This window comes from Rhodococcus sp. G6(2025) (assembly GCF_058628105.1).
The window spans coordinates 4,431,269-4,454,748 of record NZ_CP179750.1; the positions used below are offsets into that span (position 1 = coordinate 4,431,269).

Consider the following 23,480-nt stretch of genomic DNA (forward strand, 5'->3'; position numbering starts at 1 on the left):
TGACGAACCTACCCGCAGGCGAACCACACTTCGCCCGGCTGGTGAAGGGTCGTGCCGAGACGGGGCAGTCAGCGGTGTTGCCAGACAGGGGGACGTTTGGCGAGAAAGGCGGCAATCCCCTCCTGCGCGTCGTAAGTGGTGGCATTCACTGCCATCGTCTCTTGCATCTGTCGGTACGCTTCGTCCTCGGACAATTCGATTTGCCGGTAGAAGGCTTCTTTCCCGGTAGCCAGGGTCAGTGCGCTCGCCCCCGCAACCGTTTCCGCCAACGATCGCGTTACCTCGGTCAGGGTTTGGGGTTCGGCGACAAGGTTGATCAGCCCCCAGGTCTCCGCCGTGACCGCATCGATCATCTCACCGGTGAGGAGCATCCGTAGGACCCGCTTTCTGCCGATCGCACGGGAAAGGGCGACCATCGGTGTCGAGCAGAACAAGCCGATCTTCACCCCCGGAGTGCCGAATCGAGCCGTAGACGAGGCCACCGCCAGGTCACAGGCAGCGACGAGTTGACAACCCGCGGCGAGTGCCACACCCTGCACCGAGGCGATGACCGGTAGAGGAACACGATGTATCGCCTGCATCATCTCGATGCAAGCAGCGAAGACCGCGCGTCCGTCATCGAGAGAGCACCCAACGAGTTCATTGAGGTCGTGGCCGGCAGAAAATGCCGCCCCACTCGCCTGGAGCACGATCACTCGGATCGAGCTATCGCCTCCCAACGCGCCGAGAGCGTCCCGAATCCCTCGCATCATGTTCACCGACAGTGGATTACGTCGATCAGGATCCATCAGAGTGATCCACCCAATGGGCCCGTCGGCGCTGATGCCGATTGACGCCGAGCCAATTCTCGAGTCGGTCATCGTCTCCCTTTCTAAACCAGCAGCAGGACGATGCAGCCGCTGGGCGCTGATGGCACTCGGCCTAGGGGTAGTTAGCTGTTGCGGATACGCTCGGCGGACGCGAGGGACTTGAGGCCGTACACGACAGCACCTCCGGCTCTGAGGCTGGCAGCGATATAGGTCACCTCCGCCAACTCTTCATCGCTTGCACCGCAGGCGACGGCATCATTGGTGTGCACCTTGATGCATCCTTCGCACTGCGTGGTCAGTGCAACCGCCACGGCCATGAGTTCTCGGTACTTTCGGGGGATCTCACCGGGTCCGGTGAAGACCGAGGCGTTGAAGGCGGCCAGCGCCTGACCCATCGAGCTGGCTCGGTCACCGAGCGGCGCCGTGCGATGGTTGTGCGTCATCACAGTCATCAAGTTTCCTTCGGATAATGGCTCGAATAGCGTTTCGAGACAACGGTCGCCAACGACACCTACGTGTCGATGGCCGGCTTCGCCTATTCCGCGTTCTGCGTCGATGTCTTCTCCCGCCGAATTCTAGGTTGGCGGGTGATGACTATGAGGCCACGCCGTTGCTCAGCGGCGTCCTCGAACAAGCGCTGTTCACGCGACGGAGGACTGATTTCCGTTTCACTTTAACAGGTTTGGCGCATCACGCGGACACGGGCAGTCAGTACACGTCGCTCGCGCTCACCGAGGCGTTGGCCGAATCCGGGATCACGGGCTCGATCAGCGGCGTCGCCGACACCCTCGATAGTGCCATTATGGAATCGGCCATAGGGCTCTACACGACCGAGCCCCTCCGCTGGGAATGGGTATGGACCGGACGGGCCGAGACGGAGCGGGAGACGGCCGAGTGAGTTCGCTGGTTCAATGCTCGGCATAGACCTGGGGCACCGTGGGAGCAGCAGCCAGAATGGTCAACCGTGGACAACATCAGATCGGCCATCATGGCCCGACCAGCGACGCTATCTCCGACTTACTGAAAACGGGAATTGACAACGCAGACTCGGTGTTGGACTATCAACACGCGGCGTGCCGCCTAGCGGAACGGCATGCCAACAAACTGAGCTGCGGCGCGGATCGCCTGCGCACAAACCGACAAAGAAGGCGGAACCATGGGCGTGGGACTTGACGATGACCTGCTACGTGACTTTTTCGGCAACGCCGAACAACGTGCGATCTTCGACGGACCGCAACGACTGCAGGGGTGGCTGGATGTAGAGCGCGCTCTAGCACAAACTCAGGCTGAACTCGGAATCATCCCGGCCGAAGCTGCGCAGCGTATTTCAGCGCACTGCCAGAGCGATCTTTTCGATATCGATAAGCTGCGCCAACACGTCAGCGCAACACAGCATCCAATCGTTCCGATGGTTAATGCGCTGGAGAAGTTGGTTGGCACAGAGTTTGGACAGTTCGTGCACTATGGTGCGACTTCTCAAGACATTATGGATTCCGGTCAAGCCCTTCAACTGCGTCAATCACTGCAGGGTATTGAGCGCGATGTAGCTGCAGCCACGAAGGCAGCCGCGTCGCTCGCTCTGAAGCATCGCAACACTACTCAAGTTGGTCGAACGCATGGACAACACGCCGTTCCGATCTCATTCGGTCTGAAGGCCGCTACCTGGGTAGATGAGCTGCAGCGGTTACAAACACGCATAGCAGAATCGCGCGATCGAATTCTCACAGTTCAGATCTTCGGTGCCGCCGGAAGCATGGCAGGGTACGGTGACCGTGCCTTCGAAGTAAAAGCGGGTGTGGCATCGCGGCTCGGCCTTACGGAACCGGTGGCGCCCTGGCACGCGACTCGAGACCGCATAGCCGAGCTAGGTTCCTTGATGGCCCTCCTCGCTGGTGTATCCGAGAGGATCGCGGCAGAGGTGATTCGCCTGCAATCCACAGAATTTGGGGAACTGGTCGAGCCTCTCCAGCCTGGTCACATCGGATCATCGACGATGCCGCAAAAGCGAAATCCGCACCTTTCCGAAGGCATCGTAGCCAAAGCACGAATTGCGCAAAGCCTATCCGCTGGGCTACTCCGAAATGGCGCTCACCAGCACGAACGCGACATGGGGGCATGGGCTGTCGAGTGGCTGACTGTCCCTGAGTTGATGGTTGGATCTGGCGCGATGGCAGCCGATCTGAACCATCTGCTGGAAGGTTTGCAAGTAAATGTCGAGCGTATGCGAAGAAATGTCGGAATCACCGGGGGCCAGGTCAACGCCGAATCTCTGATGATGATTCTTGACTCATCCATTGGACGTGATCATGCCCATCACCTTCTCGTTGAGTTGACTCGATCCGCCGACGTTCGAAACCTGAACTTCTCCGAGGTTGCGACGGCGGATGAACGAGTAGCCTCCCACCTGTCGCAAGATCGGATAATGAAAGCTCTTGATCCAACACAATACCTAGGTTTCGCGCCCGAGGTGGCAGACCGCATCAGTCGCGCGCTCACCGCTGATGCGGAGGACCGACCCTCGATCAGCCCATAGCCCGGCATCTAGTTCGTTGGCTCAGCTCTGCCGCCTGCGACAACATCAAGTTCTGGCGAAGCGTGCCCTGACAGGCAGCAGGTGGAGGGGAGGTTGAGGAGTTCGAAACACTGAAACGCTACGCCCGAGAAACGATCACCGTACGGATCCGACACCTGTTCAATCGTACGGCGAGCAAGGCCAGCGACGGGAACGATCCACTCAACTTGTACGGCGTTCCAGAGAAGTTGATTTCGAACGCACACTCGTGCCCTATTCGGTTCACGCGGGCACGAGCGCAGAGAACCCACCGGCGGTCGTGACTACCTTGTCGCGCACACCACACAAGATGCCGTCGAAACAAGGCCGAACGCAAGCGCTGGGCTGACGAATCGTAAGGAACAAGAATTGAAACTTGGACTTCGGATACCACAACGCGACAAGGTGAACCTTCGTCTAGACGTCACCGAGGTGGCTCAGACTGCGGAAAATAACGGATTTGACAGCCTCTGGGTCTATGAGCGAAGCCTCTATCCACTAACGCCCGAGGAACCCTATCCATACTCTGATCCGCCCGGCGGCGATTGGCCATCCTATTATCGGCAAACCGCAGATCCACTCAGCGTACTTGCCGCTGCCGCGATGGTAACCAGTCACGTGCGTCTTGGGACGAGCGTGCTCATCGCCGCGCAACATATTCCTTTCCAACTGGCGAAAACAATAGCAACAATCGATCAGATCAGTGAAGGCCGATTCGTCGCGGGCTTCGGCGCCGGATGGTCGAAAGACGAAATGCGCGCCGCAGGAGCGGATCCTAATCTTCGAGGACGCTACCTCGACGAGACGCTCGACGTCCTCGCGGCAGCATGGGGACCGGATCCAGTGAGCTACCAAGGACGACGCACGATCGTCAACAACGCTATCGTCGGCCCGAAGCCGGCGTCACGAGTGCCTGTTCTCATCGGCGGCGGAGGTAACCCCCGGACCATCGAACGAATCGCTTCTCGAGCCGATGGATGGCTGTCCATTCCCTTCGGCTCAAAAGGATTCCAGGAGATCGAATCCACCTGGAACAAGATCCGCGAGCGAGCCGTCGAACTAGGTCGCTCCGCCGAGCACCTCGAGCACATCGTCTGTGCAAATATAACTCTCACCTCCGAGCTTGCGGGGGCTGAACGCACACCTTTCGTCGGCACGATCGACCAGATTGGCGAGGACGTCGTCGCCGCGTCGGAAGTGGGCGTCGACGAGCTGATCATCGATCTGAACCTTCAAGATCCTTGGTTCACCGATAGCAGAAGAATGCTAGACACGGCACTCGAGATCTTCCACCGTGTCAACAAAACGCTGAAACATACGGTAGCCGATAAGATATCGGGTTCTTCGGACCCACGATAGGGAGATATCGGCGTACTCGATCTCGTCGATCGAGGTGGTCTTGTCGTACACCGGCGCATCGAAGGGGAAGGTCTGCGCCTCACCGTGATTGAGCGCCTCGGTGACCGCGATATCATGGAGCGCAACCCTGATGGTGGTTGCGCTGTTGGTCACCGTCGACGAGCACGTAACAGTGGCCGAACCGATTGCCGGGTTCGCGATCAGGGCGAGAGCGGAGAATCCGGCGATCGCGCCGGGACAGACGACAAGGCGCGTGCTTGTTGCAGCCACGGGACTGTTCCTTATCGATTGTCACCGCGCCCCCGCGCCCCGTGCCCAGGCGTCGCTTCCACCGAGTGTAGTAACGATGCAGCTGTCCGATCCGGAAGACGTCCTGGGGACGACGAACCCCCGCTCCGATTTCACTACCGACCGGCTTCGACGGGTAGCTTTCGCGGCTGGCTCGATCGGCGACCGGGCATCAGTCAGTCGTTGTGGTCGCCGTGCAGAGCCACAAACGCAAGCAAGCTGTGGAATCCGGTGACAGAGTGCTCGACGGATCAGAGCAGTGAACTCACGTTCGCTGCAGTGTCGGAGACCTGCTTTCCCCACCAGGGCACACGATGCTCGTCGAAACGGGTCTCCGGCATCGAGATACCGATGCCACCTACCGGGCATCCCCCCTCCCCCAGCACAGCTGCCCCGACGGCACATACTCCCATCCGGTTCTGATTGACGTTCACCGCATACCCGACGCGGCGAATCTCCTCGATCTTCTTCCGGATCGATTCGGGATCGGTGTCGGTCTGCGGAGTGAGTTGCTGGATGGGATTGGAAAGAATTCTGTCGACCTCGTCGTCCGGCAGGCGCGCCATGATCGCCATTCCCCCCGACGTGTGAGGTAGCTGCCATGTGCTGCCGACCTTGATGAAGGTGCGAACCGCCTGATGGGAATCCATGCGTTCGATCTGAACCACCCGTTCCGCACCGTCACGGACCTGGAGTGTGATGGTCTCGTTCGTCAGATCCCGCAGCTCACGCATCGGTTCGAGCGCGACCGTTCGCAAGTCTCCCTTGTCCCAGCCGCGCCGGCCCACGGCGAGTGCCCGTGACGTGAGCTTCCATCGCGTGTACTCGCTCTCATCGCTGCGGATCCAGCCGGCGGATGCGAGTGCCTGAAGAGTCCGCTGCACGGTCGATTTCGGCAACTGAAGGGTGCGTGACAGTTCGCCTACTCCGACCGGCTGGCTCTCCGCCACAGCTTCGAGTACGCGCAAACCTCGTTCGATGCCCTGCACCTACTGTTCCTCTCCCTCGACCGCCGCTCCGCGCGGTGCAACATTTCGTACTGTGCCGATTATCGGCACAGTATCTCGAAATGTCCAGTCTTGATATCCGCTACGGACTCACCGAAGGCGACTCTCGGCGGCCGCGCCGACGCCGACAGGCGTCGAACTGTCCGCGAGGATCTTGAAGACGCCCGTCGCCGTTGCCACCACCGAGTCGTTCACCCGCAGGTCGGAGTCCGCGAAGACGATCGATGCCGTGCGCCGCACGATACGGGGTGAGCTCGTCAAGAGGTCACCGACCCGGACGATACCGAGGAAACTGACATTCAGCTGCACGGTCGCCATGTTCTGCGTGCCGGTTTCCGCCAGGGCGGTCGAACCGAGAGCTCGGTCGGCGAAGGCCATGATCAGGCCCCCTTGCACGACTCCCCGAAGATTTCGATGTTTGGGCTCACACCGCAGTCCGTATTCCCGTGCACCGCCTTCTCCGCGACGCCGCAGCAGCAGTGGACCGATCAGCCCGATGAACCCACCGTCGTGCACCTCGTCCCATTCGACTTCGCTCACGCCCACCTCAACTTCTACTTCCATCCTGGCTTCGATCTTTCGTACCCATCGAGTCGGGTCGCGACATGATGGGTGGCGCGGAGCCGCCGACGGCGAGGTTGGAGACTCGCTCGTCGGCGGCCCGCGAGGTTGCGCCGGCCTCGTGCCTCGTGACCACCACGAGCACTGCCGGCCGCGCAACCGGTCAGTGGGTCACTGGGTAGCCGAGAGCACCTTCGACGGCACGGCCGAGTCACGGATTTCCCACAGCACCGGCTTGATGCACCGGAAGAACTGGGCTGCGTCCTCGCTCATCGGGAAGTGTCCGAGTCCCGCCATCGGAACGACCTTCGCACCCTCGATCCGCGCGCCGAGTTCCTCGGCCTCCTCCGGTCCCGTCGCGAAGTCGTATTCGCCGTTGAGGATGTACACGGCGGTCTTCGACGTATCGATGTTCTGTGCCGTTTCCCGAAGATCGTGCTCGACGCTGTAGTAGTGGAGATCACCCTTGAAGACCGGCGGGGACCCCTGGCTGTAGACCCAGGTCGTTTCCCTGCGGCCGACCTCGGGCGCCGTCGGCGAGGTGAGCGCGTACATCGCCGCCGGCTTGGAGTCGTTGCTGATCTCGGGGTGGAACCAGTAGTCGAGGTAGAAGCCGGGCGAATGCAGCGCCGCCTCGAGCGCGATCACGGCACGGAACACGCCGGGGTAGTGCAGGGCCAGATCGGGGGCGAGGTTGCCGCCCATCGAACTACCCATGTACACCGCGTCCTCGCAGCCGAGGGCCTCGGCCAGGGCAACGACGAACTTCATGAAGAAGTCCTGGGTCAGGTTGTACTCCTGCTCCCACCATCGCACCGAGAGCGGTGGAAGCGACCGCCCGTGATACGGCAGATCCCACGTGATCACACGGAAGTGCGAGGTGATCTCCTCGTCCTCGAGGAGATGACGATACTGGCGGCCGTCACAGCCGGCGGTGTGCTGGAGAAGCAGCGGGATCCCGGACCCGCTCTCCTCGTAGTAGACCCGGTACTCGACGTCGTCGATCGTGAGATGGACGTACCGCCCGACCGCCTTGTCGAACTTCGTCGTGGTCATTTCGCCTCCTCGGCAACGTTGGTGTACGAACGCATGAAATCGAACAGTCGCCGGAGCGCGGCGTAGTAGGCGAAGAACATCTTCATGTCTCCCCCATAGCGGAAGTTGTGCCGGGTGACCGCCGAGAAGAGGTCCTGATAGAACGGGCGAGGCACCCGCTGGAAGAACTTGCTCCATTCCTCGATCGACGCCGAGATCTCGATGTCGTAGTTCCGCGCAACCGTCATGAGGTTGTTGCCCTCGGGCGGTGCCATGGAGTCGAGTCGACCGTCACGAATCACCAGCACGTAGGTTTCATCGCCGATCTCCAACCGGACGATGGCGTTCCAGAAGCGCGCCGCAATCTTGAATTCGGGATCCAAGTTGAGCGCCTCTGTGAACCTCTCCGTGTCCACAAATGGCATGGCCTTTCCCTTTCCAGTAAGTCGCTATTCGACCTGCGATCACACGCGGGCGGCGTGGGGTTCGCGAGACATGACAACCGCGGGCCGCCCCCTAGCAGGACTGTGCCGTTCAGCGGTACGCCGTGTCACTTTCGAGTATGTGTACTGGCTCACAATTTGTCAATACGCTGACGTGGACCTCCGATGTCCGAGCCCGACACACCCCGCCCAGCGCCGAACTGCATCGCTCGGAGACGCGCATGCTCCACAGGCTTCGTCGGTTGACGTGAATCTCACTATGTGGCACCGCTATTCCAGCATTTGGCTGAGCGCGATAGCTTCTGTGGACCGACGCCCCTTCCGCCCGATGCACCCCTGCACTCGGGCTGGGCGACTCGTCACGCGCGGACCCAGTCCCACGTTCACAGTTCGGAGATCTGATGAAAATTGCAGTCATTCCCGGGGACGGAATCGGGCCCGAAGTCATCGCCCAGGCGGTCAGGACCTTGCACGAGGTTGCCCCCACCATCGACACCAGCTACTTCGACCTGGGCGCCCGAAACTACCGGGCAACAGGTCGCCTGCTCGCCCCGGAAACACTCGACGAGATCCGGCATCACGATGCGATCCTGCTCGGTGCGATCGGCGACCCCACCGTCGCCGCCGGCACACTGGAACGTGGCATCCTTCTCGAAATGCGCTTCGCGCTAGATCATCACATCAACCTACGCCCGACGAAGACGATGCCCGGCGCGCCTCGAGTGCTTGCCGGAGATGTGAATGTCGACCTGTTGGTAGTCCGGGAGGGAACCGAAGGCCCGTACACCGGCAACGGGGGCGCACTCCGCGTCGGAACGCCCCATGAAGTCGCTACGGAAGTCAGTGTCAACACACGCTTCGGCGTCGATCGACTTCTCCGGGAGGCGTTCGAGCGCGCCACGGTCAGGCGGCAGAGGTTGACGATCGTGCACAAACCGAACGTTCTCGCCTTCGCAGGCTCCTTGTGGACCCGCGCTGCCGACGACCTGGCAGCGCTGTATCCGGACGTCGAGGTCGATCACATGCTCGTCGATGCGGCCATGCTGCATCTCGTCACTAACCCTGCCCGATTCGACGTCATCGCCACCGACAACCTCTTCGGCGACCTCATCACCGATCTCACGTCCGCACTGGGCGGGGGTGTCGGGCTGGCGGCAAGCGCAAACATCGACGGCTCACGGAGGAACCCCGGCATGTTCGAACCGGTACACGGGAGCGCCCCGGATATCGCAGGTCGAGGAGTCGCCGATCCCACAGCCGCGATCCTCTCGGTCGCGTTGATGTTGCATCAGCATCACCTCGGGCTGTCACGTGAAGCGAACGCCATCGACCAGGCAGTTCAGGACCACGTCGCATCCCGCGGACAGGAATCCTGCTCCACCGAGGAAATCGGTGAGCAGATCAGGAGCCGAGTGCGCTCCGAATGACTCACACTGCTTCGCCATCGGCCGGCTGCCAGTCCGCAATGAGTTCCACGAGGCCGGGAAAACGCTCATCGAGGTCTTCGATGCGGACTCGGCTTCGTCGCTCGAGCCCGTGCTGCCGCTGTCGGATGACACCTGCCTCCCTGAGCGCTTTGAAGTGGTGGGTGAGGCTCGACTTCGGCCGGTCGAATCCGAACCATCCGCACGTGTGGTCGTATTCCTCGGAGCTGGTCAACAGCCGATTGACGATCGTGAGTCTCAGCGGGTCGGCGAGGACGCCCATGACCCGCTCCAGACGGATCTCCGATGCCGCCGGTTCGGGTAGCGGCGTCGGCAGAGAAGGCTCTTCGCTGTCGCTCGTGCGATAGGTCTGCGCAAGGTCGGTCATAGATCCAGCATAGCGCTAGTACGAATTTTGTCGTACCATCTCTGTACGACATTTCTCGTACTAGTACGACCGGTATCGAACCGGGTGCGGAAGAGGAGACAGCGATGGCAAAGAGTTCGGCCGGCCCGAAGGAACTGAGGTGGTCCCTGGCCGCCGCAAGCACGGTGACAGCCGTATTCGTGCTGTCCAACGCACCCACACCGCTGTACACGCGCTGGCAAGCGGAATGGGGATTCAGTTCCGGAACCTTGACGATCGTGTTCGGGGCGTACATGGTCGGGCTGATCGGGACCCTGCTCGTCGCCGGGAAACTCGCCGATCGATACGGGCGGAAGATCGTGCTCGTCCCAGGCCTGATCGCCGCGGTCACCGCGGCGGGGCTCTTCCTGTCGGCCACGGACGTACTGTGGTTGCTGGCGGCCAGGGTGCTGGCCGGCGCCGCGGTCGGCGCGGCCGTCACCGCGGGCATGTCGGCGACGATCGATCTCGCCCCCGATCACCGGCGCCGGACCGGATCTATGATCGCCTCCGCTGCAATGGTATTCGGTGCCGGACTCGGCCCCCTCCTGTCCGGGGCGCTCTCCCAGCTCATCGACACACCACAGTCCTGGATATTCGGAATCGTGCTCGCGATAACGACGCTGACGCTGGTCGTCGCGATACGGTTGCCACTCCACCGCGAATTCGCAGAGGACGGTCCTGTCGGACCTCTCTGGTCATGGCCTTCCGTTCCTCGCCCGAATCGCCGTGAACTCGCTTGGGGAGCAGCAGCATTCGCTCCGGGCATCACCTCGACCTCGTTCTTCCTCTCCCTCGGGCCGACAGTCCTTGTCACCGGCATCGACGCCCCCAGCCCGCTACTCGCGGGCGCGGCGGCATGCGGCATGTTTCTGGTAGCAACCGGAATTCAGTTCGCCCTGACACATCTCCGTACCAGAACCCATCTCGCCCTGAGTTCCGCTGCCGCGTTCGTCTCGATGGCGACGCTGACAGCGAGCGTCACCATCTCCCCTACACCGGCGTTGTTCGTCATCGCGGCACTTCTTGCCGGCGCCGCACAGGGCCTCGGCCAGCTTGCGGCATTGACGCTGATCGGCACCCGCATCGCCTCGAACCATCGCGCCGAAGCAAACGCGACCTTGAACATTGCCGGCTACATTCCTGCGGCTCTACTACCCGTGGGAACGGGCTACCTGATCCAATTCCTCCCCTTCAGCGCAGCCATCATCACGTTCGCGGCAGCCGTCATGGCATTCTCCCTCGCAGCCCTGATCACCGTGCGAATCAGCACAGCCGAACACCTGAGCCCCGGCGCCCCGGACGAGCACGTGATCCGCGGGGAGACGGATGCCACCGCCGAGGAAGCACTGCTGGAAGCGGCGCGGCCATGACACACGGAGGGTCGTGTCGCCGGGCACCATTTGTCTCCACGTCGATGGGTTGGACCCCGTCAACCCTTGTCAGGAGCTCCGCCGAGGGGCTTCACTGAAACTTGGTTCTCGATCGCCCAGGACGACAGACAGGGAGAATACAGATGCCCACCCATCAGGCAGTTCACGTCCAGGCCCCCGGCGAACCGCTGACACTCGTCGACGTCGAAACAGGGTCGCCCCCGCGCGACCACGTACGCATCGCGGTGTCGGCGTGCGGAGTGTGCGGCACCGACCACGCCTTCGTCAACGGCGCGTTCCCGGACATGTCTTGGCCCCTGACACCTGGACACGAGATTGCCGGAACCATCGCCGAACTCGGCGACGGCGTCGACCACTACACCGTCGGCGACCGCGTCGCTGTGGGTTGGTTCGGTGGGCACTGCAACCGGTGCATCCCCTGTCGTCAGGGCTCCTTCATTCATTGCGAGAAGTTGCAGGTGCCGAGCTGGCAGTACCCTGGCGGATACGCCGAGTCGGTGACCGTTCCAGCAAACGCACTGGCCCGGATTCCGAACGAATTGTCCTTCGCCGAAGCAGCACCCATGAGTTGCGCCGGAGTCACCACGTACGACGCGCTGCGCAAAACCAGGGCCGTCCCGGGCGACCGCGTCGCCATCCTCGGCATCGGCGGACTCGGCCACCTCGGTGTGCAGTTCGCCCGGGCGATGGGTTTCGAGACGGTCGCCATCGCCCGCGGCGCAGACAAAGGCGACGACGCCCGCCAGCTCGGCGCCCACCACTACATCGATTCCACCGCCGGTGACGTCAGCGAAGCGTTGCAGGCTCTCGGTGGCGTATCCGTGGTTCTGGGGACCGCGGCGAATTCGAAAGCGATGGGTGATGTGGTCGGTGGGCTGCTTCCGTTCGGTGAACTCACGGTCGTCGGTGTCACGCCCGACCCACTGCCGATCAGCCCCCTACAGCTGATCACTCCCGGCGTCGATGTCACCGGCCACCCGTCCGGCACCGCCCGCGACGTCGAAGAGACGATGCACTTCGCGGTCCTGTCAGGCGTGCGCGCCCGAATCGAGGAACGGCCCCTGGCCCAAGCGGCGGAGGCCTACGCCGCGATGGAGGAAGGACGCGCACGCTATCGGATGGTCCTCACGATGTGACCGTTCTCGGCAACGGTTGATCGACTGTCTTCAGCGGAGTTCGTTGCCGCTGCGCCGTTCGATGCCCCAGGTGCCGGGAGGTCCGTGGAGCTTCTCGTACGCGGCCTTTTCGGCGTCGTGACGGGACGCCTTCCTCGGGTTCTCCAGGTCGGGCGGCAGTCCGTGCCTCTCCAGGCGTCGAGATCGGTTCTGTGCCATGTACGACACCGCATAGAACACGGCGAGCAGCACTCCGAGCAAGACCATGGAGGCTCGCAGTCCGAGCGGCCCCGGGAACAGGAAGAACGCGGCGAAGACCGGAACGAACGGGACCATGCTGCGAACGAGGTGCCGGGGAACCGCCCAGTCACCGACCAGGTCGTTGCGGACCCAGTCCTGCATGGAGTCGGGTAGTTTACGGCCTACCGCGTAGCCCAGCCACTGTAGGGGGCCGGGCCGGGTTCGTTGCGTGTTTCGGGACATGACAATTACCTGTTCATGTTGTGCTGAAGTCGAATTCGACATGATTGTCCTCAGTGATCGAGCGCGCCCGCTCTGAGCGCAGCCTGATTGACGCGGGTGAGAACGTCGTGAAGTTCTTCGAGTTCGGCCAGGCTGACACCGAGCTTTTCGATAACGGCGGGCGGAATTTTCTCGGCCTCCGCACGTAGCGCAGCACCGGCTTCGGTCAGTTCGACATCCAGTTGCCTCTCGTCGGCCCGGCTGCGGGTGCGCGTGATCAGTCCGGACGCTTCGAGACGCTTGAGGAGCGGCGAGAGGGTGGGTGAATCGAGTTGCAGTGCGGTCCCGATCTCCTTGACCGCCATCGGGGCCTTTCCCCAGAGGGCGAGCATGACCAGGTACTGCGGATGCGTCAGCCCCATCGGTTCGAGCAAGGGGCGGTAGACGGCGAGTACCGCCCGGTTCGCGATCGCGAGCGCGAAACACACCTGCCGGTCGAGAGCGAGTAGATCGTCGCCGGCCTTCCCCTGCTGGATGTCTGCGGTCATGCCACTAGGCTACCAGAATGATTCGTGCAATAACTAATATTGCACGAATCATTCTGGAGGTTGCCGGCGATCGTCACGGGAATCGCGCAACGAGGGCATCGAGGCCGGTTCGCGGGCCGGAGAAGAACGGCGTCTCCAGCCGAACGTGCCTGCGCGCGTCAGTAGCGCGAAGGTCTCGCATCATGTCAACTATCCGGCTCGGGTCCGGAGCCTCGAAGGCGAGGATCCACTCGTAGTCGCTCAACCCGAAGGAACTCACGGTGTTGGCCCGCACGTCCGGGTAGGCGCGAGCCGCTCGGCCGTGTTCGGCGAGCTGCCGTCGCCGTTCGGCGTCCGGCAGCAGATACCACTCGAGCGATCGGTTGAACGGGTACACGCACACGAACTGTCCCGGCTTCTCGTCGGCCACATATGCCGCGATGTGGCTGCGGTTGAATTCGGCCGGCCGGTGGAGCGCGACCGCACTCCACACCGTCGTGCACGCTCGACCGAGTCTGCAGCGCCGGAAACCGGAGTAGGCGGCCTGCAATTCCTCGACGGTGTCGGCATGCGTCCACATCATGAAGTCGGCGTCTCCACGTAGTCCTGCGACGTCGTACATTCCGCGGATTGCGACACCGGACTCGGCGACTCGCTCGAGGTATGTGCGCGCATCGTCCACGACCTCGTCGCGGACATCCGGCAGCGCGCCGGGGACCACCTGGAACACGGTGAACATCATGAACCGCACGCGCTGATTGAGTTCGGTGAAGCGAGACCTGGTCAAGGCGCGGGCTACCTCTCGACCGGGACGCCGACCAACGAGCCGTACTCCACCCAGGAGCCGTCGTAGTTCCGGACGTCGGGGTAGCCGAGCAATTCGTGGAGAACGAACCAACTGTGCGCCGATCTTTCGCCGATCCGGCAATAGACGATGATGTCCTTCGTCTCGTCGAGGCCGGCGTCGCCGTACAGGGCGCGGAGCGCGTCCTCACCGAGGAAGGTGCCGTCGTCAGCGGCAGCCTTGGACCACGGCACGTTGACAGCAGTCGGGACGTGCCCCGGAACCTGGGGTTGTTCCTGCGGGAAGTGCGCCGGGGCGAGGATCCTCCCGGAGAATTCGTCGGGAGACCGGACGTCGACAATGTTCTTTCTCCCGATCTGCTCGATCACCTCGTCGCGGTGCGCGCGGATTCCCGACACGGGCTCGGACGCCACGTAGTCGGTGGCCGGCCGGGTGACCGTCTCGCTCGACAAGGGCCGGCCGTCGAGCTCCCACTTCTTGCGTCCGCCGTCGAGCAGCCGGACGTCGCGGTGGCCATAGAGCTTGAAGTACCAGTACGCGTAGGCGGCGAACCAGTTGTTGTTCCCGCCGTACAGGATCACCGTGTCGCCGTTGGCGATTCCTCGCTCGGACAGGAGTTTCTCGAACGATCGCCGGTCGATGACGTCGCGGCGCACCGGATCTTGAAGATCGCGCTTCCAGTCGATGCGGACGGCACCGTCGATGTGGTTCGTCTCGTACTGCGTGGTGTCCTCGTCCACCTCGACGAGGACGACGTCGGGGTCGCGTCCGTGTTCGGCGACCCATTCGGCGTCGACCAGAAAATTGCTTCTACTCATGGTTCATCCTTCACTTCGTCGGCAACCGGGGTGTGCACATATAATTAATGCACGATCTATTCGTCTACGCTACAGTTTTGCGCACGCAGTTTCGACAGGAGCACCGATGACAACACCGAAGACCCGCCCTGCGCAGGCAAAGGCCCCGCGCACGGAGGGGCAATGGGCTCCGGGAGACCGTGAGCCACTCAACGTGAACGAGCAGGTCAAACAGGATGACGACGGCCTCAACGTGCGCAAGAGAATCGAGGAGGTGTACTGCCGTACCGGTGTCGCCGGCATCGACCCGACCGATCGGCGAAGCCGCTTCCGCTGGTGGGGGCTCTACACCCAGCGCGCACCCGGCATCGAGGGCGGCCGAACCGCCACGTTGCCGCCGGAAGAGCTCGAGGACGAGCACTTCATGCTGCGCATCCGCATCGACGGAGGGGCACTGACCACCGAACAGCTGCGCGTCGTCGGTGAAGTCTCCCAACTGTTCGCCCGCGACACCGCGGATCTCACCGACCGCCAGAACATTCAGCTGCACTGGATCAGGGTCGAGGACCTACCCGAAATCTGGCGGAGGCTCGAGGGGGTAGGCCTCACGACCGCCGAATCCGCAGGCGACACCCCGCGCGTGGTCCTCGGCTCACCGATGGCCGGCATCGCCGTCGACGAGGTTCTCGACGCCACACCCGCTCTGCACGAGATCACCCGCCGATTGATCGCAAACCCCGACTACTCCAACCTGCCGCGCAAATTCAAAACCGCCATCTCCGGTCTCCAAGACGTGGTCCACGAGATCAACGATGTGGCGTTCATCGGTGTCGACCACCCGGACCATGGCCCGGGACTCGATGTCTGGGTCGGCGGCGGCCTGTCGACGAATCCGCGGATCGGCGAGCGCCTCGGAGCGTGGGTACCACTGGAAGACGTGCCCGACGTGTGGATCGGAATCGTCTCCCTCTTCCGCGACTACGGGTATCGGCGACTGCGGGCGAAGGCACGCCTGAAGTTCCTCGTCTCGGACTGGGGTGTCGAAAAGTTCCGCGACGTGCTCGAAACGGAATACCTCGGACGCGCGATGCTCGATGGACCAGCACCCGAACCGCTCGACGAACCACGCGATCACGTCGGCATCCAGCGCCAGAAGAACGGGCTCAACGCCCTCGGGATCGCACCCGTCGTCGGCAGGGTCGGCGGCACCGTGCTGACCGACTTGGCACGAGCAGCGGAAGCATCCGGATCCCGACGAGTACGCATCACCCCGATGCAGAAACTGGTGATCCTCGACGTCGAGGACGACAGTATCGACTCCCTCCAAGCCGATCTCGAAAAACTGGGTTTCCCCGCTCGTCCGTCGCCCTGGCGACGGAGCACCATGGCCTGCACCGGCATCGAATTCTGCAAGTTCGGGATCGTCGAGACCAAGGCGCGAGCCGCCGCACTCATCACAGACGTCGAGAAGCGACTTGCCGACGTCCAGGATCAGCTCGAGCACCCGATCACAGTTCACCTCAATGGGTGCCCCAACTCGTGCGCCCGCATTCAGGTCGCCGACATCGGCCTCAAGGGCATGATCGTGACCGATGCCGATTCCAACCAGGTCGAGGGCTTCCAGGTCCATCTCGGCGGCAGCCTCGGGCTGGACACGAGCTTCGGGCGCAAATTGCGCGGCCACAAGCTCCCCGCCACCGAGGTGCCCGACTACGTCGAGCGGATCGTCCGCCGGTACGTGGCCGGCCGCGAAGGCTCCGAGAAGTTCGCGACCTGGGTCCAACGCGCCACCGAAGCCGATCTCGCATGATCGGCTCGCACTGCCGGGCACCGCGCAGTCGAGGCTGAAGCGAGACTTCCTGGAGAACCCGCCTGTCGTGGTCTGCTACTTGCCGGCGTCGGTGACGGGCTCGCGCTCGGGAACTGCGGCCGCATGGTCGTTGACCACGTGCTTCCACCACGAATCGAGCGGGCTCGGTTCCGGCCACACGATCGCGTCGGCCGGGAGCGGCCCTGTACTTTCACGCGGGTGGCTCGACTCCTGTCGCATCAGCTCGCCTGTGCGTGTCGGCGGGGCGGAAGCTGATTGACCAGCTGCTCCCACTCTTCGAATCGGGCGGCTTCGGGCGAGCGCCGTCGGGGCGAGGGGCCGGCAGCGAGGTCGACCAGGCTCCGGGCAGCGCCGAGGACGGTCAGATGATGACGCCGGGCAACGTCGAGGAGTTCGTCGAACGCCTGGGCGTCACTGCAGCCGCGACCGGCGATCAGGATTCCCTTCGCCGTGCCGAGCAGTTCACGTCCGTCGGGACGCCTACGAGGGATCAGGCGTGTCGGGCCGGGAGTCGGAGTCAGTAGTTCGGTGCTGTCCTCGATCATTCCGCGATGCTCCTTCGCTCTCGTGCATCGGCTGCCGACCCGCCGGTGTGCCGACGATCCCGTCCGGACGCAAAATGTGAGTCACGTCACTGTCGATGCCTCACCAGTTCTAGCCGACGGCGCCGCGCCTGTCATCTAGACAAATGTCCAGCTGTGCCGCCACATGACACAGCGCTCAGGTAGTGGCCACCGAAGTCTGCCTGGCGGGCCAGGGTCAGCATTTCCGGCGGGGTGTAGAAACTGATGAACGGTGTTCCGGCCGCTCGTGCACCGCTCTCGGACGCCCGGAGCGATCGGCGTCGTCGAGAAGTTCGGTCGATAGAAGGAACGTCCATCGCCAGCGTCGAGCCCGCAGCGAGACCGGCGAGCTGGCGCAGGGTGGCCGCGGTGGCGTCTTTCGTGAGGTACATCGTCACGCCGGTGGAGACGACGACCGCAGGCAGGCGAGAATCGAAGCCCGCCGCAACCAGCTGCTCCGACCAGGACTCGCTCGCCTCGAAGTCCACTGGCACCAGCCGCAGCCAGTCGGGAACACCGAAGCCCAGCTCGATCAGCCGGTTCCGCTTCCAGGCTTCGCGGCCGGTTGGCCGTTCTCGTCGACGAGAACGTGCGGTGCAGCGTCGACCTGTACGTGCATCGCCCGCCACAGGGCAACTCGCACGGCAGTGCTCACGGTCAGTTCTTCGCCGTCCGATGCCACACCCAGCTAACGCCCGCCGCTCCCAGCCTATATACCTCGTATGAAACCTTCAGTGACGCGAGCCATCGGCCTGTTCACGGCCACAGCAGCCGCGTTCCTCGCGTTCGCCACACCCGCGGAGGCGGACTCCCCCACCCCCGTCTACTTCCGGGTGGGGAACTTCAACTGCTCGATCGCACCCGACGACACGGTGGGATGCGATCTGCCGCAACCATTGCCGATGGACTTCCCGATCCTCGGCGAGTTCGGACTGCCGTGGCTGGGACCCGTCCAGCACGTCGTCATCGACCTTCCCTGGCTTCCGGCGCACCCCACTTACCCTCCCGGCACCCCGTTCACCCTGCCCGGCGGCAACCCCGACATCTCCGAGGTCGCCACCAGCCAGAGCATGTATCAGAAGACGATCACCCACGGGGGAACCACCTGTCTCGCAGGGTTCATGGGCGACGTCACCTGCACCGCCAAGGGCCACAGCTTCGTCGTCACCGTCTACGGAATTCACGCGCACTGAACCGGTACCGCACACGCAACGTCACACGGCGAGGTGCCGGGAGAGGTAGGCGGCGGTGGCGGAGTCGGCCGTCTCGGCAACGACCATCGGTGGCCCCGAGGCGATGATCCGGCCGCCGTTGTCTCCGCCGCCGGGCCCGAGGTCGATCATCCAGTCCGCCGAGGCAATGACCGGCATGTCGTGTTCGACGAGTACGACGGTGTTTCCCGCCGCGACGAGACGTCGCAACACCGTCATGAGGCGGTCGACGTCGGCGGGGTGCAATCCGGTGGTCGGTTCGTCCAGTACGTAGAGCGTGTGCCCGGATCGGATGCGTTGCAGTTCGCTGGCGAGCTTGACCCGTTGCGCCTCCCCACCGGACAGGGTGGTGGCCGATTGGCCGAGTCGCAGGTATCCGAGACCGACTTCGACCAGCATGTCAAGGCTTTTCGCTGCTGCCGGAACGTGACTCAGGAACGCGCGCGCGTCGTCGACCGTCATCGCGAGAACGTCGGCGATCGTCCGGCCGTCGACGAGGACCTCGAGGGTCTCCGCGTTGTACCGTGCGCCCGCGCACGCCGGGCACGGCGCGGAGGCCTCGGGTAGAAACAGCATGCCGATGGTGATCGAACCGGCGCCCTCGCATTCCTCGCAACGGCCGCCACTGACATTGAATGAGAATCGGCCCGGGCTGTATCCGCGTTCACGGGCAACGGGGTGTGCGGCGAAGAGTTTCCGGATCACATCGAAGAGTCCGGTGTAGGTGGCAAGATTTGAACGTGGAGTCCGCCCGATGGGGGTCTGGTCCACACGCACCAGCCGGTTGATGTGTCCCAGCCCGTGGGCGGCCACGATCGTCGGCTCGGTGTCGTTCTCACGCTCTTCGGCCAGTACGACTGTGGAGTCGTCTGCGTCGTCTCCCCCGGTGTCGGTGACGGGTTCGCTGTCGACGCCTAGGTGTTGGGCGACGACGTCGGTGAGAACCCGGCTCACGAGTGTGGATTTGCCCGATCCGGACACGCCTGTGACCGCGGTGAGCACCCCGAGCGGGATTCGCACCGTCAGATCCCGCAGGTTGTGCATCGTGATGCCGGCGAGTTCGATCCACCTGCTCGGCAGACCGGGCTCGGGGTAACTCTCAGGTGTTCCGAAAAGGTATCGGCGAGTTATGGATTCGGGAACGTGAGCGAGACCGTCCACCTTGCCGCTGTACAGCACCCGCCCGCCGTGCTCCCCGGCTCCGGGACCGACGTCGACGATCCAATCCGCCGCGCGGACGACGTCGAGGTTGTGTTCGATGACGAAGACGGAGTTACCTGCCGCTCGTAGCCGGCGCACGGCGGTGACCAGCGCCTCGGTGTCGGCGGGATGCAGGCCTGCGGACGGTTCGTCGAGGACGTACAGCACTCCGAACAGGCCCGATTGCAGCTGGGTGGCCAGCCGCAGGCGCTGAAGTTCTCCCGGCGAGAGCGTGGTGGTCGAGCGGGCAAGGCTCAGGTAGCCCAGCCCGAGTTCGATCAGACCCGCGAGGCGTCCGCGAAGGTTGTCTACCAGCGCCGCGGACGCGCGTTCGGTTGCGTCGCTTGCGTCGGAACCGCGGGATGCGACGACGGCGTCGAGGACCGAGGCCAGATCGGCCAGTGACAGTTCCGTGGCGTCGGCGATGTCGAGGCCGGCAAACCGTACGGCCAGCGCCTCGGGGCGCAGCCGTTTGCCGTTACACGCACTGCAGGGCCGGGACACCAGATATCGGGCGACCTTCGCCCGCTGGGTTGCGCTCTTCGTCGTCGCGAAGGTGTGAAGAACGTAGGTGCGGGCGCTCGAGAACGTCCCCTGGTAGTCGCGCACCATCTTGCCCGGGTCGCGCACGGGTGACACCGTGACCGTGGGTTGTTCCTCGGTGGTGAGGATCCACTCGCGCTCGTCTTCCGGAAGCTCGGACCAGGGGCGGTCGACGTCGATACCGAGTGTGTCGAGGATGTCGCGGTAGTTCTTGCCCAGCCAGGCGCCGGGCCAGGCGGCGACGGCACCGCCGCGGATACTTCGGCTCGGGTCCGGCACCAGGGCATCGATATCGACGTCGTGGGTACGGCCGAGGCCGTGGCAGGCTGGGCATCCGCCTTCGGGTGTGTTGGGCGAGAACGCGTTCGAGTCGAGAACGGGGGCGTCCGGCGGGTAGGTGCCGACTCGGGAGAACAGCATCCGCAGCACGTTCGAGATGTGGGTGAGGGTGCCGACCGACGATCGGGCGGAGGTGTGACCGCGGGCCTGCTGCAAGGCGACCGCCGGTGGAAGCCCGGTGATGTCCCCAACCCTGGGCGCTCCGATCTGATCCATCAGCCGGCGTGCGTACGGGGTGACGGACTCGAGGAACCGCCGTTGTGCTTCAGCGTAAACGGTGCCGAAGGCCAACGACGACTTCCCCGATCCCGAGACCCCGGTGAACGCGACGATGCAGTCCCGGGGAATGAACACATCGACGTGGGCGAGGTTGTGTTCGCTGGCGTCGAACACTGCGATTCCGTTGAATTCCTGGGCACGTAACGGTTCAGCGTGCGGTCCGGGATCGAAGGTGGGCACAACTGCTCCAGGTGTCGGTTCGTGCTCGGACAGGTTACGTCCCAGTCTTACTCGAGGGGTGGAACCATGTGTACTGGCGACGCTCTTTCGGGGAGAGTCCGCCCCAGTATTCCGGCCCGACCAATGCCATCAGCTCACCTGTACCAACTTGATCGCCGCGGCCTCGATGGTGTCTTCGGAGAGCAGGACCTCGAGGGCGGCGTCGCCGAGCGGGATGAAACTGTCCTCACTGGCTACCCGCGCGAGACGGCCGGTGAAACCTTCGTCGATCAGGGCGGTGACGACGCCCTCCGCGACACCCCCGGAGGATCGGGTTTCGTCGACGACGAGCACCCGTCCGGTGGCGTTCGCCTCCCGGAGAATGTCGTGGACGGGCAGCGGTGCGAGCCACCGCATGTCCACCACACGCGCGGCGATGTTCGCCCGTTCGAGACGGCGCGCGACCCGCAGACTCATACGGACCCCGTTGCCGAACGTGACGATCGTCAGGTCGGTGCCGTCACCGTACGTGCGGGCGGAGCCGATCGGCACATGGTTCTCGGTCCGCTTTGCCGGATCCGGATACGGTGCCAGCCACTGCTCGTCACCGTCCTCGTACAGATCCCGGGTGTGATACAGCGCAATGGGTTCCAGATACACACACAGCGCCCCCGCGGTCCGCGCGGCCGCCGCGCACGTGTGCATCATGGCCGCGGCGTCGTCGGGGCGCGCCGGCGACGCCACGACGATGCCGGGGATGTCGCGTAGCGCGGCGACGGCGTTGTCGTTGTGGAAATGCCCACCGAACCCCTTCTGATACCCGTAGCCCGCGACCCGCACCACCATCGGATTGCGGTACTGACGGTCGGAGAAGAACTGCAACGTCGCACCCTCCCCCCGGATCTGATCGGCCGCATTGTGCAGATACGCCAGGTACTGGATCTCCGGGAACGGCAGTAGTCCGGACACCCCCGCGCCCAGCGCGAGACCCAGGATCGCCTGCTCGTCGAGGAGCGTGTCGAACACCCGCGCCGACCCCGCCTTCTTCATCAGACCCCGGGTCACCCCGTACACCCCGCCCTTGCGGGCGACGTCCTCACCGAACACCAGCGCCTCGGGATACTCGATGAGCACATCGAGCAGGGCACGGTGGATCGCGAGAGCGACGGTGAGCGGACCTTCCTCCTCGGGAAGCGGGGATCCGACGATCTGGGCTCGGCGGGCCGGGTAGGTCCGTCGCGGTTCGGCGTCGATCGCCTCGTCGAGGCCCTCGGTCAGTGGCCGCATCACTGCGGCGGGACTGTCGAGTTGCGGCAGCTCGCCGACTTCCTGTGCGAGCGCGTCGACTTCGGCGCGCTTGTTCTCGTAGCGGTCGAGGATGTCGGTGGGGCTCAGGTGTCCGCGCTCGATGAGGAGTTTCGCCGTGCACAGCACCGGATCCCGGTCGAAGTCGGCGGTGATCTCGCTGGTGGTGCGATAGGCGGCTTCGAAGTCGGAGCCGGCGTGACCCATCAACCGGACGGTGCGCAGGTGCAGGAACGCCGGCTTGCGGTGCCTGCGAACCCAGTCGGCGGCATGCTTCGCGGTGGCGTAGGCCATCGGGAGGTCGGATCCGTCGACCGTGAAGTACTCGAGACCTTCACGGTTGCCGAAGTTCGCGGCGATCCACCCCTTCGGCGTCTTGGTGCTGATGCCGATGCCGTTGTCTTCGCAGACGACCAACAGCGGAAGCGGAAGGCCCTGGAAGGCCGAGTGGATGGCGGTGTTGATCGCGCCGACCGCGGTCGAGTGATTCGCCGAGGCGTCGCCGAAACTGCAGACCGCGACCGCGTCCTCGGGCCACGCGGAGAGCACGTTCAGTTTGGCGGCGCGGACGATGGAGAAGGCGACGCCGACCGCCCGGGGCAGGTGAGAGGCGATCGTCGAGGTCTGGGGAATGATATTGAGGTCGTGGCGGCCGAACACCTTGTGCCGACCGCCGGACATCGGTTCCTCGGTGGCGGCGACGACACCGAGGAGCACATCGCGCAGGGGGTCGCTGCCCCGGACCTGCCGGGCGCGTTCGAGGAAGAAACCACCGGAACGGTAGTGCAGCAGTGCCGGATCGGTCGGCCGGAGGGCTCCCGCGACGACCGCGTTGCCTTCGTGCCCGGACGAGCCGATCGTGTAGAAGCCCTTGCCCTTCGCGCGAAGCCGTCGGGCAACCAGATCCAGGTGCCGACTGCCTAATTGAGAATCGAACAGGTCCAGGGTTTGCTGCACGGACAGGCTCGACGCTGTCTCGACGGGCCGGTCGTGATCGCTCGCTCCCGGACGTGTCGTATCGGCCATCGCGGCGACGGTGGTGGTGAAGTGATCATCGATCTGTTCGG

General features: G+C 63.8%; 24 protein-coding genes and 2 pseudogenes. 8 read left to right on the forward strand and 18 right to left on the reverse strand.

Annotation, left to right across the window (positions count from 1 at the left end; all coding sequences use genetic code 11):
- Nucleotides 1–68: 68 nt before the first annotated feature.
- A complete protein-coding gene (locus ACLIVD_RS20285) occupies nt 69–860 on the reverse strand; it encodes an enoyl-CoA hydratase (protein WP_317569746.1) in 792 nt (263 codons plus the stop codon).
- Between the two features lie 71 nt (nt 861–931).
- Complete coding sequence (locus tag ACLIVD_RS20290) at nt 932–1,261, reverse strand: carboxymuconolactone decarboxylase family protein (protein ID WP_283352144.1); 330 nt, start codon at nt 1,259–1,261, stop codon at nt 932–934.
- Between the two features lie 45 nt (nt 1,262–1,306).
- Here ACLIVD_RS20290 and ACLIVD_RS20295 point away from each other — a divergent pair.
- From ACLIVD_RS20295 to ACLIVD_RS20305, 3 genes and pseudogenes are all read left to right on the forward strand, one after another.
- A pseudogene (locus ACLIVD_RS20295) lies at nt 1,307–1,701 on the forward strand (DDE-type integrase/transposase/recombinase); the annotation flags it as partial.
- 264 nt (nt 1,702–1,965) lie between these two features.
- A complete protein-coding gene (locus ACLIVD_RS20300) occupies nt 1,966–3,342 on the forward strand; it encodes a class-II fumarase/aspartase family protein (RefSeq protein ID WP_491930526.1) in 1,377 nt (458 codons plus the stop codon).
- 387 nt (nt 3,343–3,729) lie between these two features.
- Nucleotides 3,730–4,719, forward strand: coding sequence for an LLM class F420-dependent oxidoreductase (locus ACLIVD_RS20305; protein WP_283352142.1), 990 nt, complete (start codon nt 3,730–3,732; stop codon nt 4,717–4,719).
- Here the strand turns inward: ACLIVD_RS20305 and ACLIVD_RS20310 are convergent.
- From ACLIVD_RS20310 to ACLIVD_RS20330, 5 genes are all read right to left on the reverse strand, one after another.
- Nucleotides 4,627–4,989 (reverse strand): hypothetical protein, encoded by a 363-nt coding sequence (locus ACLIVD_RS20310; RefSeq protein WP_283352141.1) that lies wholly within the window; start codon nt 4,987–4,989, stop codon nt 4,627–4,629. The two genes, ACLIVD_RS20305 and ACLIVD_RS20310, sit on opposite strands and share 93 nt — an antisense overlap.
- A 269-nt stretch (nt 4,990–5,258) precedes the next feature.
- Entirely contained in the window at nt 5,259–5,996 is a 738-nt protein-coding gene (locus ACLIVD_RS20315) for an IclR family transcriptional regulator (RefSeq protein WP_005253146.1), read from the reverse strand.
- 108 nt (nt 5,997–6,104) lie between these two features.
- On the reverse strand, nt 6,105–6,554 hold the full coding sequence (locus tag ACLIVD_RS20320; protein ID WP_317569744.1) for a PaaI family thioesterase: 450 nt from the start codon (nt 6,552–6,554) through the stop codon (nt 6,105–6,107).
- A 192-nt stretch (nt 6,555–6,746) separates the two neighbouring features.
- Nucleotides 6,747–7,631 (reverse strand): alpha/beta fold hydrolase, encoded by an 885-nt coding sequence (locus ACLIVD_RS20325; protein ID WP_283352139.1) that lies wholly within the window; start codon nt 7,629–7,631, stop codon nt 6,747–6,749.
- A complete protein-coding gene (locus tag ACLIVD_RS20330) occupies nt 7,628–8,035 on the reverse strand; it encodes a hypothetical protein (RefSeq protein WP_280784288.1) in 408 nt (135 codons plus the stop codon). The genes ACLIVD_RS20325 and ACLIVD_RS20330 overlap by 4 nt, the downstream gene beginning before the upstream one ends.
- 416 nt (nt 8,036–8,451) lie before the next feature.
- Between ACLIVD_RS20330 and ACLIVD_RS20335 the strand changes: the two genes are divergently transcribed.
- Nucleotides 8,452–9,480, forward strand: coding sequence for a 3-isopropylmalate dehydrogenase (locus tag ACLIVD_RS20335; RefSeq protein ID WP_491932906.1), 1,029 nt, complete (start codon nt 8,452–8,454; stop codon nt 9,478–9,480).
- A gap of 1 nt (nt 9,481) precedes the next feature.
- Here the strand turns inward: ACLIVD_RS20335 and ACLIVD_RS20340 are convergent, their stop codons facing one another.
- A complete protein-coding gene (locus ACLIVD_RS20340) occupies nt 9,482–9,865 on the reverse strand; it encodes an ArsR/SmtB family transcription factor (RefSeq protein WP_283334005.1) in 384 nt (127 codons plus the stop codon).
- A 104-nt stretch (nt 9,866–9,969) separates the two neighbouring features.
- Between ACLIVD_RS20340 and ACLIVD_RS20345 the strand changes: the two genes are divergently transcribed.
- Nucleotides 9,970–11,256 carry an MFS transporter gene (locus ACLIVD_RS20345; RefSeq protein WP_283352138.1) on the forward strand — a complete coding sequence of 429 codons (1,287 nt, stop codon included), beginning with the start codon at nt 9,970–9,972 and terminating at the stop codon, nt 11,254–11,256.
- A gap of 143 nt (nt 11,257–11,399) precedes the next feature.
- Nucleotides 11,400–12,413, forward strand: coding sequence for an alcohol dehydrogenase catalytic domain-containing protein (locus ACLIVD_RS20350; RefSeq protein ID WP_283334001.1), 1,014 nt, complete (start codon nt 11,400–11,402; stop codon nt 12,411–12,413).
- Nucleotides 12,414–12,443: 30 nt separating this feature from the next.
- Here the strand turns inward: ACLIVD_RS20350 and ACLIVD_RS20355 are convergent, their stop codons facing one another.
- The 4 genes from ACLIVD_RS20355 to ACLIVD_RS20370 all read right to left on the reverse strand — a co-directional run bounded on the left by ACLIVD_RS20355 (nt 12,444) and on the right by ACLIVD_RS20370 (nt 15,004).
- Nucleotides 12,444–12,875, reverse strand: a complete 432-nt coding sequence (locus ACLIVD_RS20355; protein WP_280784292.1) for a DUF5313 family protein — start codon at nt 12,873–12,875, stop codon at nt 12,444–12,446.
- Between the two features lie 50 nt (nt 12,876–12,925).
- Nucleotides 12,926–13,402 (reverse strand): MarR family winged helix-turn-helix transcriptional regulator, encoded by a 477-nt coding sequence (locus ACLIVD_RS20360; RefSeq protein WP_009472891.1) that lies wholly within the window; start codon nt 13,400–13,402, stop codon nt 12,926–12,928.
- 73 nt (nt 13,403–13,475) lie between these two features.
- The gene (gene hemQ, locus ACLIVD_RS20365) at nt 13,476–14,168 is read right to left on the reverse strand and encodes a hydrogen peroxide-dependent heme synthase (protein WP_411194609.1); all 693 of its coding nucleotides are present in this window, start codon (nt 14,166–14,168) and stop codon (nt 13,476–13,478) included.
- Between the two features lie 8 nt (nt 14,169–14,176).
- Nucleotides 14,177–15,004: a sulfurtransferase gene (locus ACLIVD_RS20370; protein ID WP_280784293.1), complete on the reverse strand. Its 828-nt coding sequence runs from the start codon at nt 15,002–15,004 to the stop codon at nt 14,177–14,179.
- 106 nt (nt 15,005–15,110) lie between these two features.
- Here ACLIVD_RS20370 and ACLIVD_RS20375 point away from each other — a divergent pair, with 106 nt between their 5' ends.
- Nucleotides 15,111–16,793, forward strand: coding sequence for a nitrite/sulfite reductase (locus tag ACLIVD_RS20375; protein ID WP_491930527.1), 1,683 nt, complete (start codon nt 15,111–15,113; stop codon nt 16,791–16,793).
- 75 nt (nt 16,794–16,868) lie between these two features.
- Here the strand turns inward: ACLIVD_RS20375 and ACLIVD_RS20380 are convergent, their stop codons facing one another.
- The 4 genes and pseudogenes from ACLIVD_RS20380 to ACLIVD_RS20395 all read right to left on the reverse strand — a co-directional run bounded on the left by ACLIVD_RS20380 (nt 16,869) and on the right by ACLIVD_RS20395 (nt 18,032).
- Nucleotides 16,869–17,033, reverse strand: coding sequence for a hypothetical protein (locus tag ACLIVD_RS20380; protein WP_167344056.1), 165 nt, complete (start codon nt 17,031–17,033; stop codon nt 16,869–16,871).
- A complete protein-coding gene (locus tag ACLIVD_RS20385; RefSeq protein ID WP_005253133.1) occupies nt 17,033–17,359 on the reverse strand; it encodes an ANTAR domain-containing protein in 327 nt (108 codons plus the stop codon). The genes ACLIVD_RS20380 and ACLIVD_RS20385 overlap by 1 nt, the downstream gene beginning before the upstream one ends.
- A 329-nt stretch (nt 17,360–17,688) precedes the next feature.
- A pseudogene (locus ACLIVD_RS20390) lies at nt 17,689–17,934 on the reverse strand (class I SAM-dependent methyltransferase); the annotation flags it as partial.
- Entirely contained in the window at nt 17,910–18,032 is a 123-nt protein-coding gene (locus ACLIVD_RS20395) for a hypothetical protein (protein ID WP_280784295.1), read from the reverse strand. The pseudogene ACLIVD_RS20390 and the gene ACLIVD_RS20395, both read right to left, overlap by 25 nt.
- Nucleotides 18,033–18,111: 79 nt before the next feature.
- Here ACLIVD_RS20395 and ACLIVD_RS20400 point away from each other — a divergent pair, with 79 nt between their 5' ends.
- On the forward strand, nt 18,112–18,570 hold the full coding sequence (locus ACLIVD_RS20400) for a hypothetical protein (RefSeq protein WP_280784296.1): 459 nt from the start codon (nt 18,112–18,114) through the stop codon (nt 18,568–18,570).
- 21 nt (nt 18,571–18,591) lie between these two features.
- On the opposite strand, the gene uvrA is transcribed toward ACLIVD_RS20400, so the two are convergent.
- Nucleotides 18,592–21,129: an excinuclease ABC subunit UvrA gene (gene uvrA / locus ACLIVD_RS20405; RefSeq protein WP_491930528.1), complete on the reverse strand. Its 2,538-nt coding sequence runs from the start codon at nt 21,127–21,129 to the stop codon at nt 18,592–18,594.
- Nucleotides 21,130–21,258: 129 nt separating this feature from the next.
- A complete protein-coding gene (locus ACLIVD_RS20410; RefSeq protein WP_491932907.1) occupies nt 21,259–23,439 on the reverse strand; it encodes a thiamine pyrophosphate-dependent enzyme in 2,181 nt (726 codons plus the stop codon).
- Nucleotides 23,440–23,480 lie beyond the last annotated feature (41 nt).

Coding starts and splice junctions, on each gene's coding strand:
- ACLIVD_RS20300 (WP_491930526.1), top strand. CDS start 1,966: ATGGGCGTGGGACTTGACGATGACCTGCTACGTGACTTTTTCGGCAAC.
- ACLIVD_RS20340 (WP_283334005.1), bottom strand. CDS start 9,865: ATGACCGACCTTGCGCAGACCTATCGCACGAGCGACAGCGAAGAGCCT.
- ACLIVD_RS20325 (WP_283352139.1), bottom strand. CDS start 7,631: ATGACCACGACGAAGTTCGACAAGGCGGTCGGGCGGTACGTCCATCTC.
- ACLIVD_RS20355 (WP_280784292.1), bottom strand. CDS start 12,875: ATGTCCCGAAACACGCAACGAACCCGGCCCGGCCCCCTACAGTGGCTG.
- ACLIVD_RS20290 (WP_283352144.1), bottom strand. CDS start 1,261: ATGACTGTGATGACGCACAACCATCGCACGGCGCCGCTCGGTGACCGA.
- ACLIVD_RS20370 (WP_280784293.1), bottom strand. CDS start 15,004: ATGAGTAGAAGCAATTTTCTGGTCGACGCCGAATGGGTCGCCGAACAC.
- ACLIVD_RS20375 (WP_491930527.1), top strand. CDS start 15,111: ATGACAACACCGAAGACCCGCCCTGCGCAGGCAAAGGCCCCGCGCACG.
- ACLIVD_RS20385 (WP_005253133.1), bottom strand. CDS start 17,359: ATGATCGAGGACAGCACCGAACTACTGACTCCGACTCCCGGCCCGACA.
- ACLIVD_RS20350 (WP_283334001.1), top strand. CDS start 11,400: ATGCCCACCCATCAGGCAGTTCACGTCCAGGCCCCCGGCGAACCGCTG.
- ACLIVD_RS20330 (WP_280784288.1), bottom strand. CDS start 8,035: ATGCCATTTGTGGACACGGAGAGGTTCACAGAGGCGCTCAACTTGGAT.
- ACLIVD_RS20285 (WP_317569746.1), bottom strand. CDS start 860: ATGACCGACTCGAGAATTGGCTCGGCGTCAATCGGCATCAGCGCCGAC.
- ACLIVD_RS20380 (WP_167344056.1), bottom strand. CDS start 17,033: ATGCGACAGGAGTCGAGCCACCCGCGTGAAAGTACAGGGCCGCTCCCG.
- ACLIVD_RS20360 (WP_009472891.1), bottom strand. CDS start 13,402: ATGACCGCAGACATCCAGCAGGGGAAGGCCGGCGACGATCTACTCGCT.
- ACLIVD_RS20410 (WP_491932907.1), bottom strand. CDS start 23,439: ATGGCCGATACGACACGTCCGGGAGCGAGCGATCACGACCGGCCCGTC.
- ACLIVD_RS20345 (WP_283352138.1), top strand. CDS start 9,970: ATGGCAAAGAGTTCGGCCGGCCCGAAGGAACTGAGGTGGTCCCTGGCC.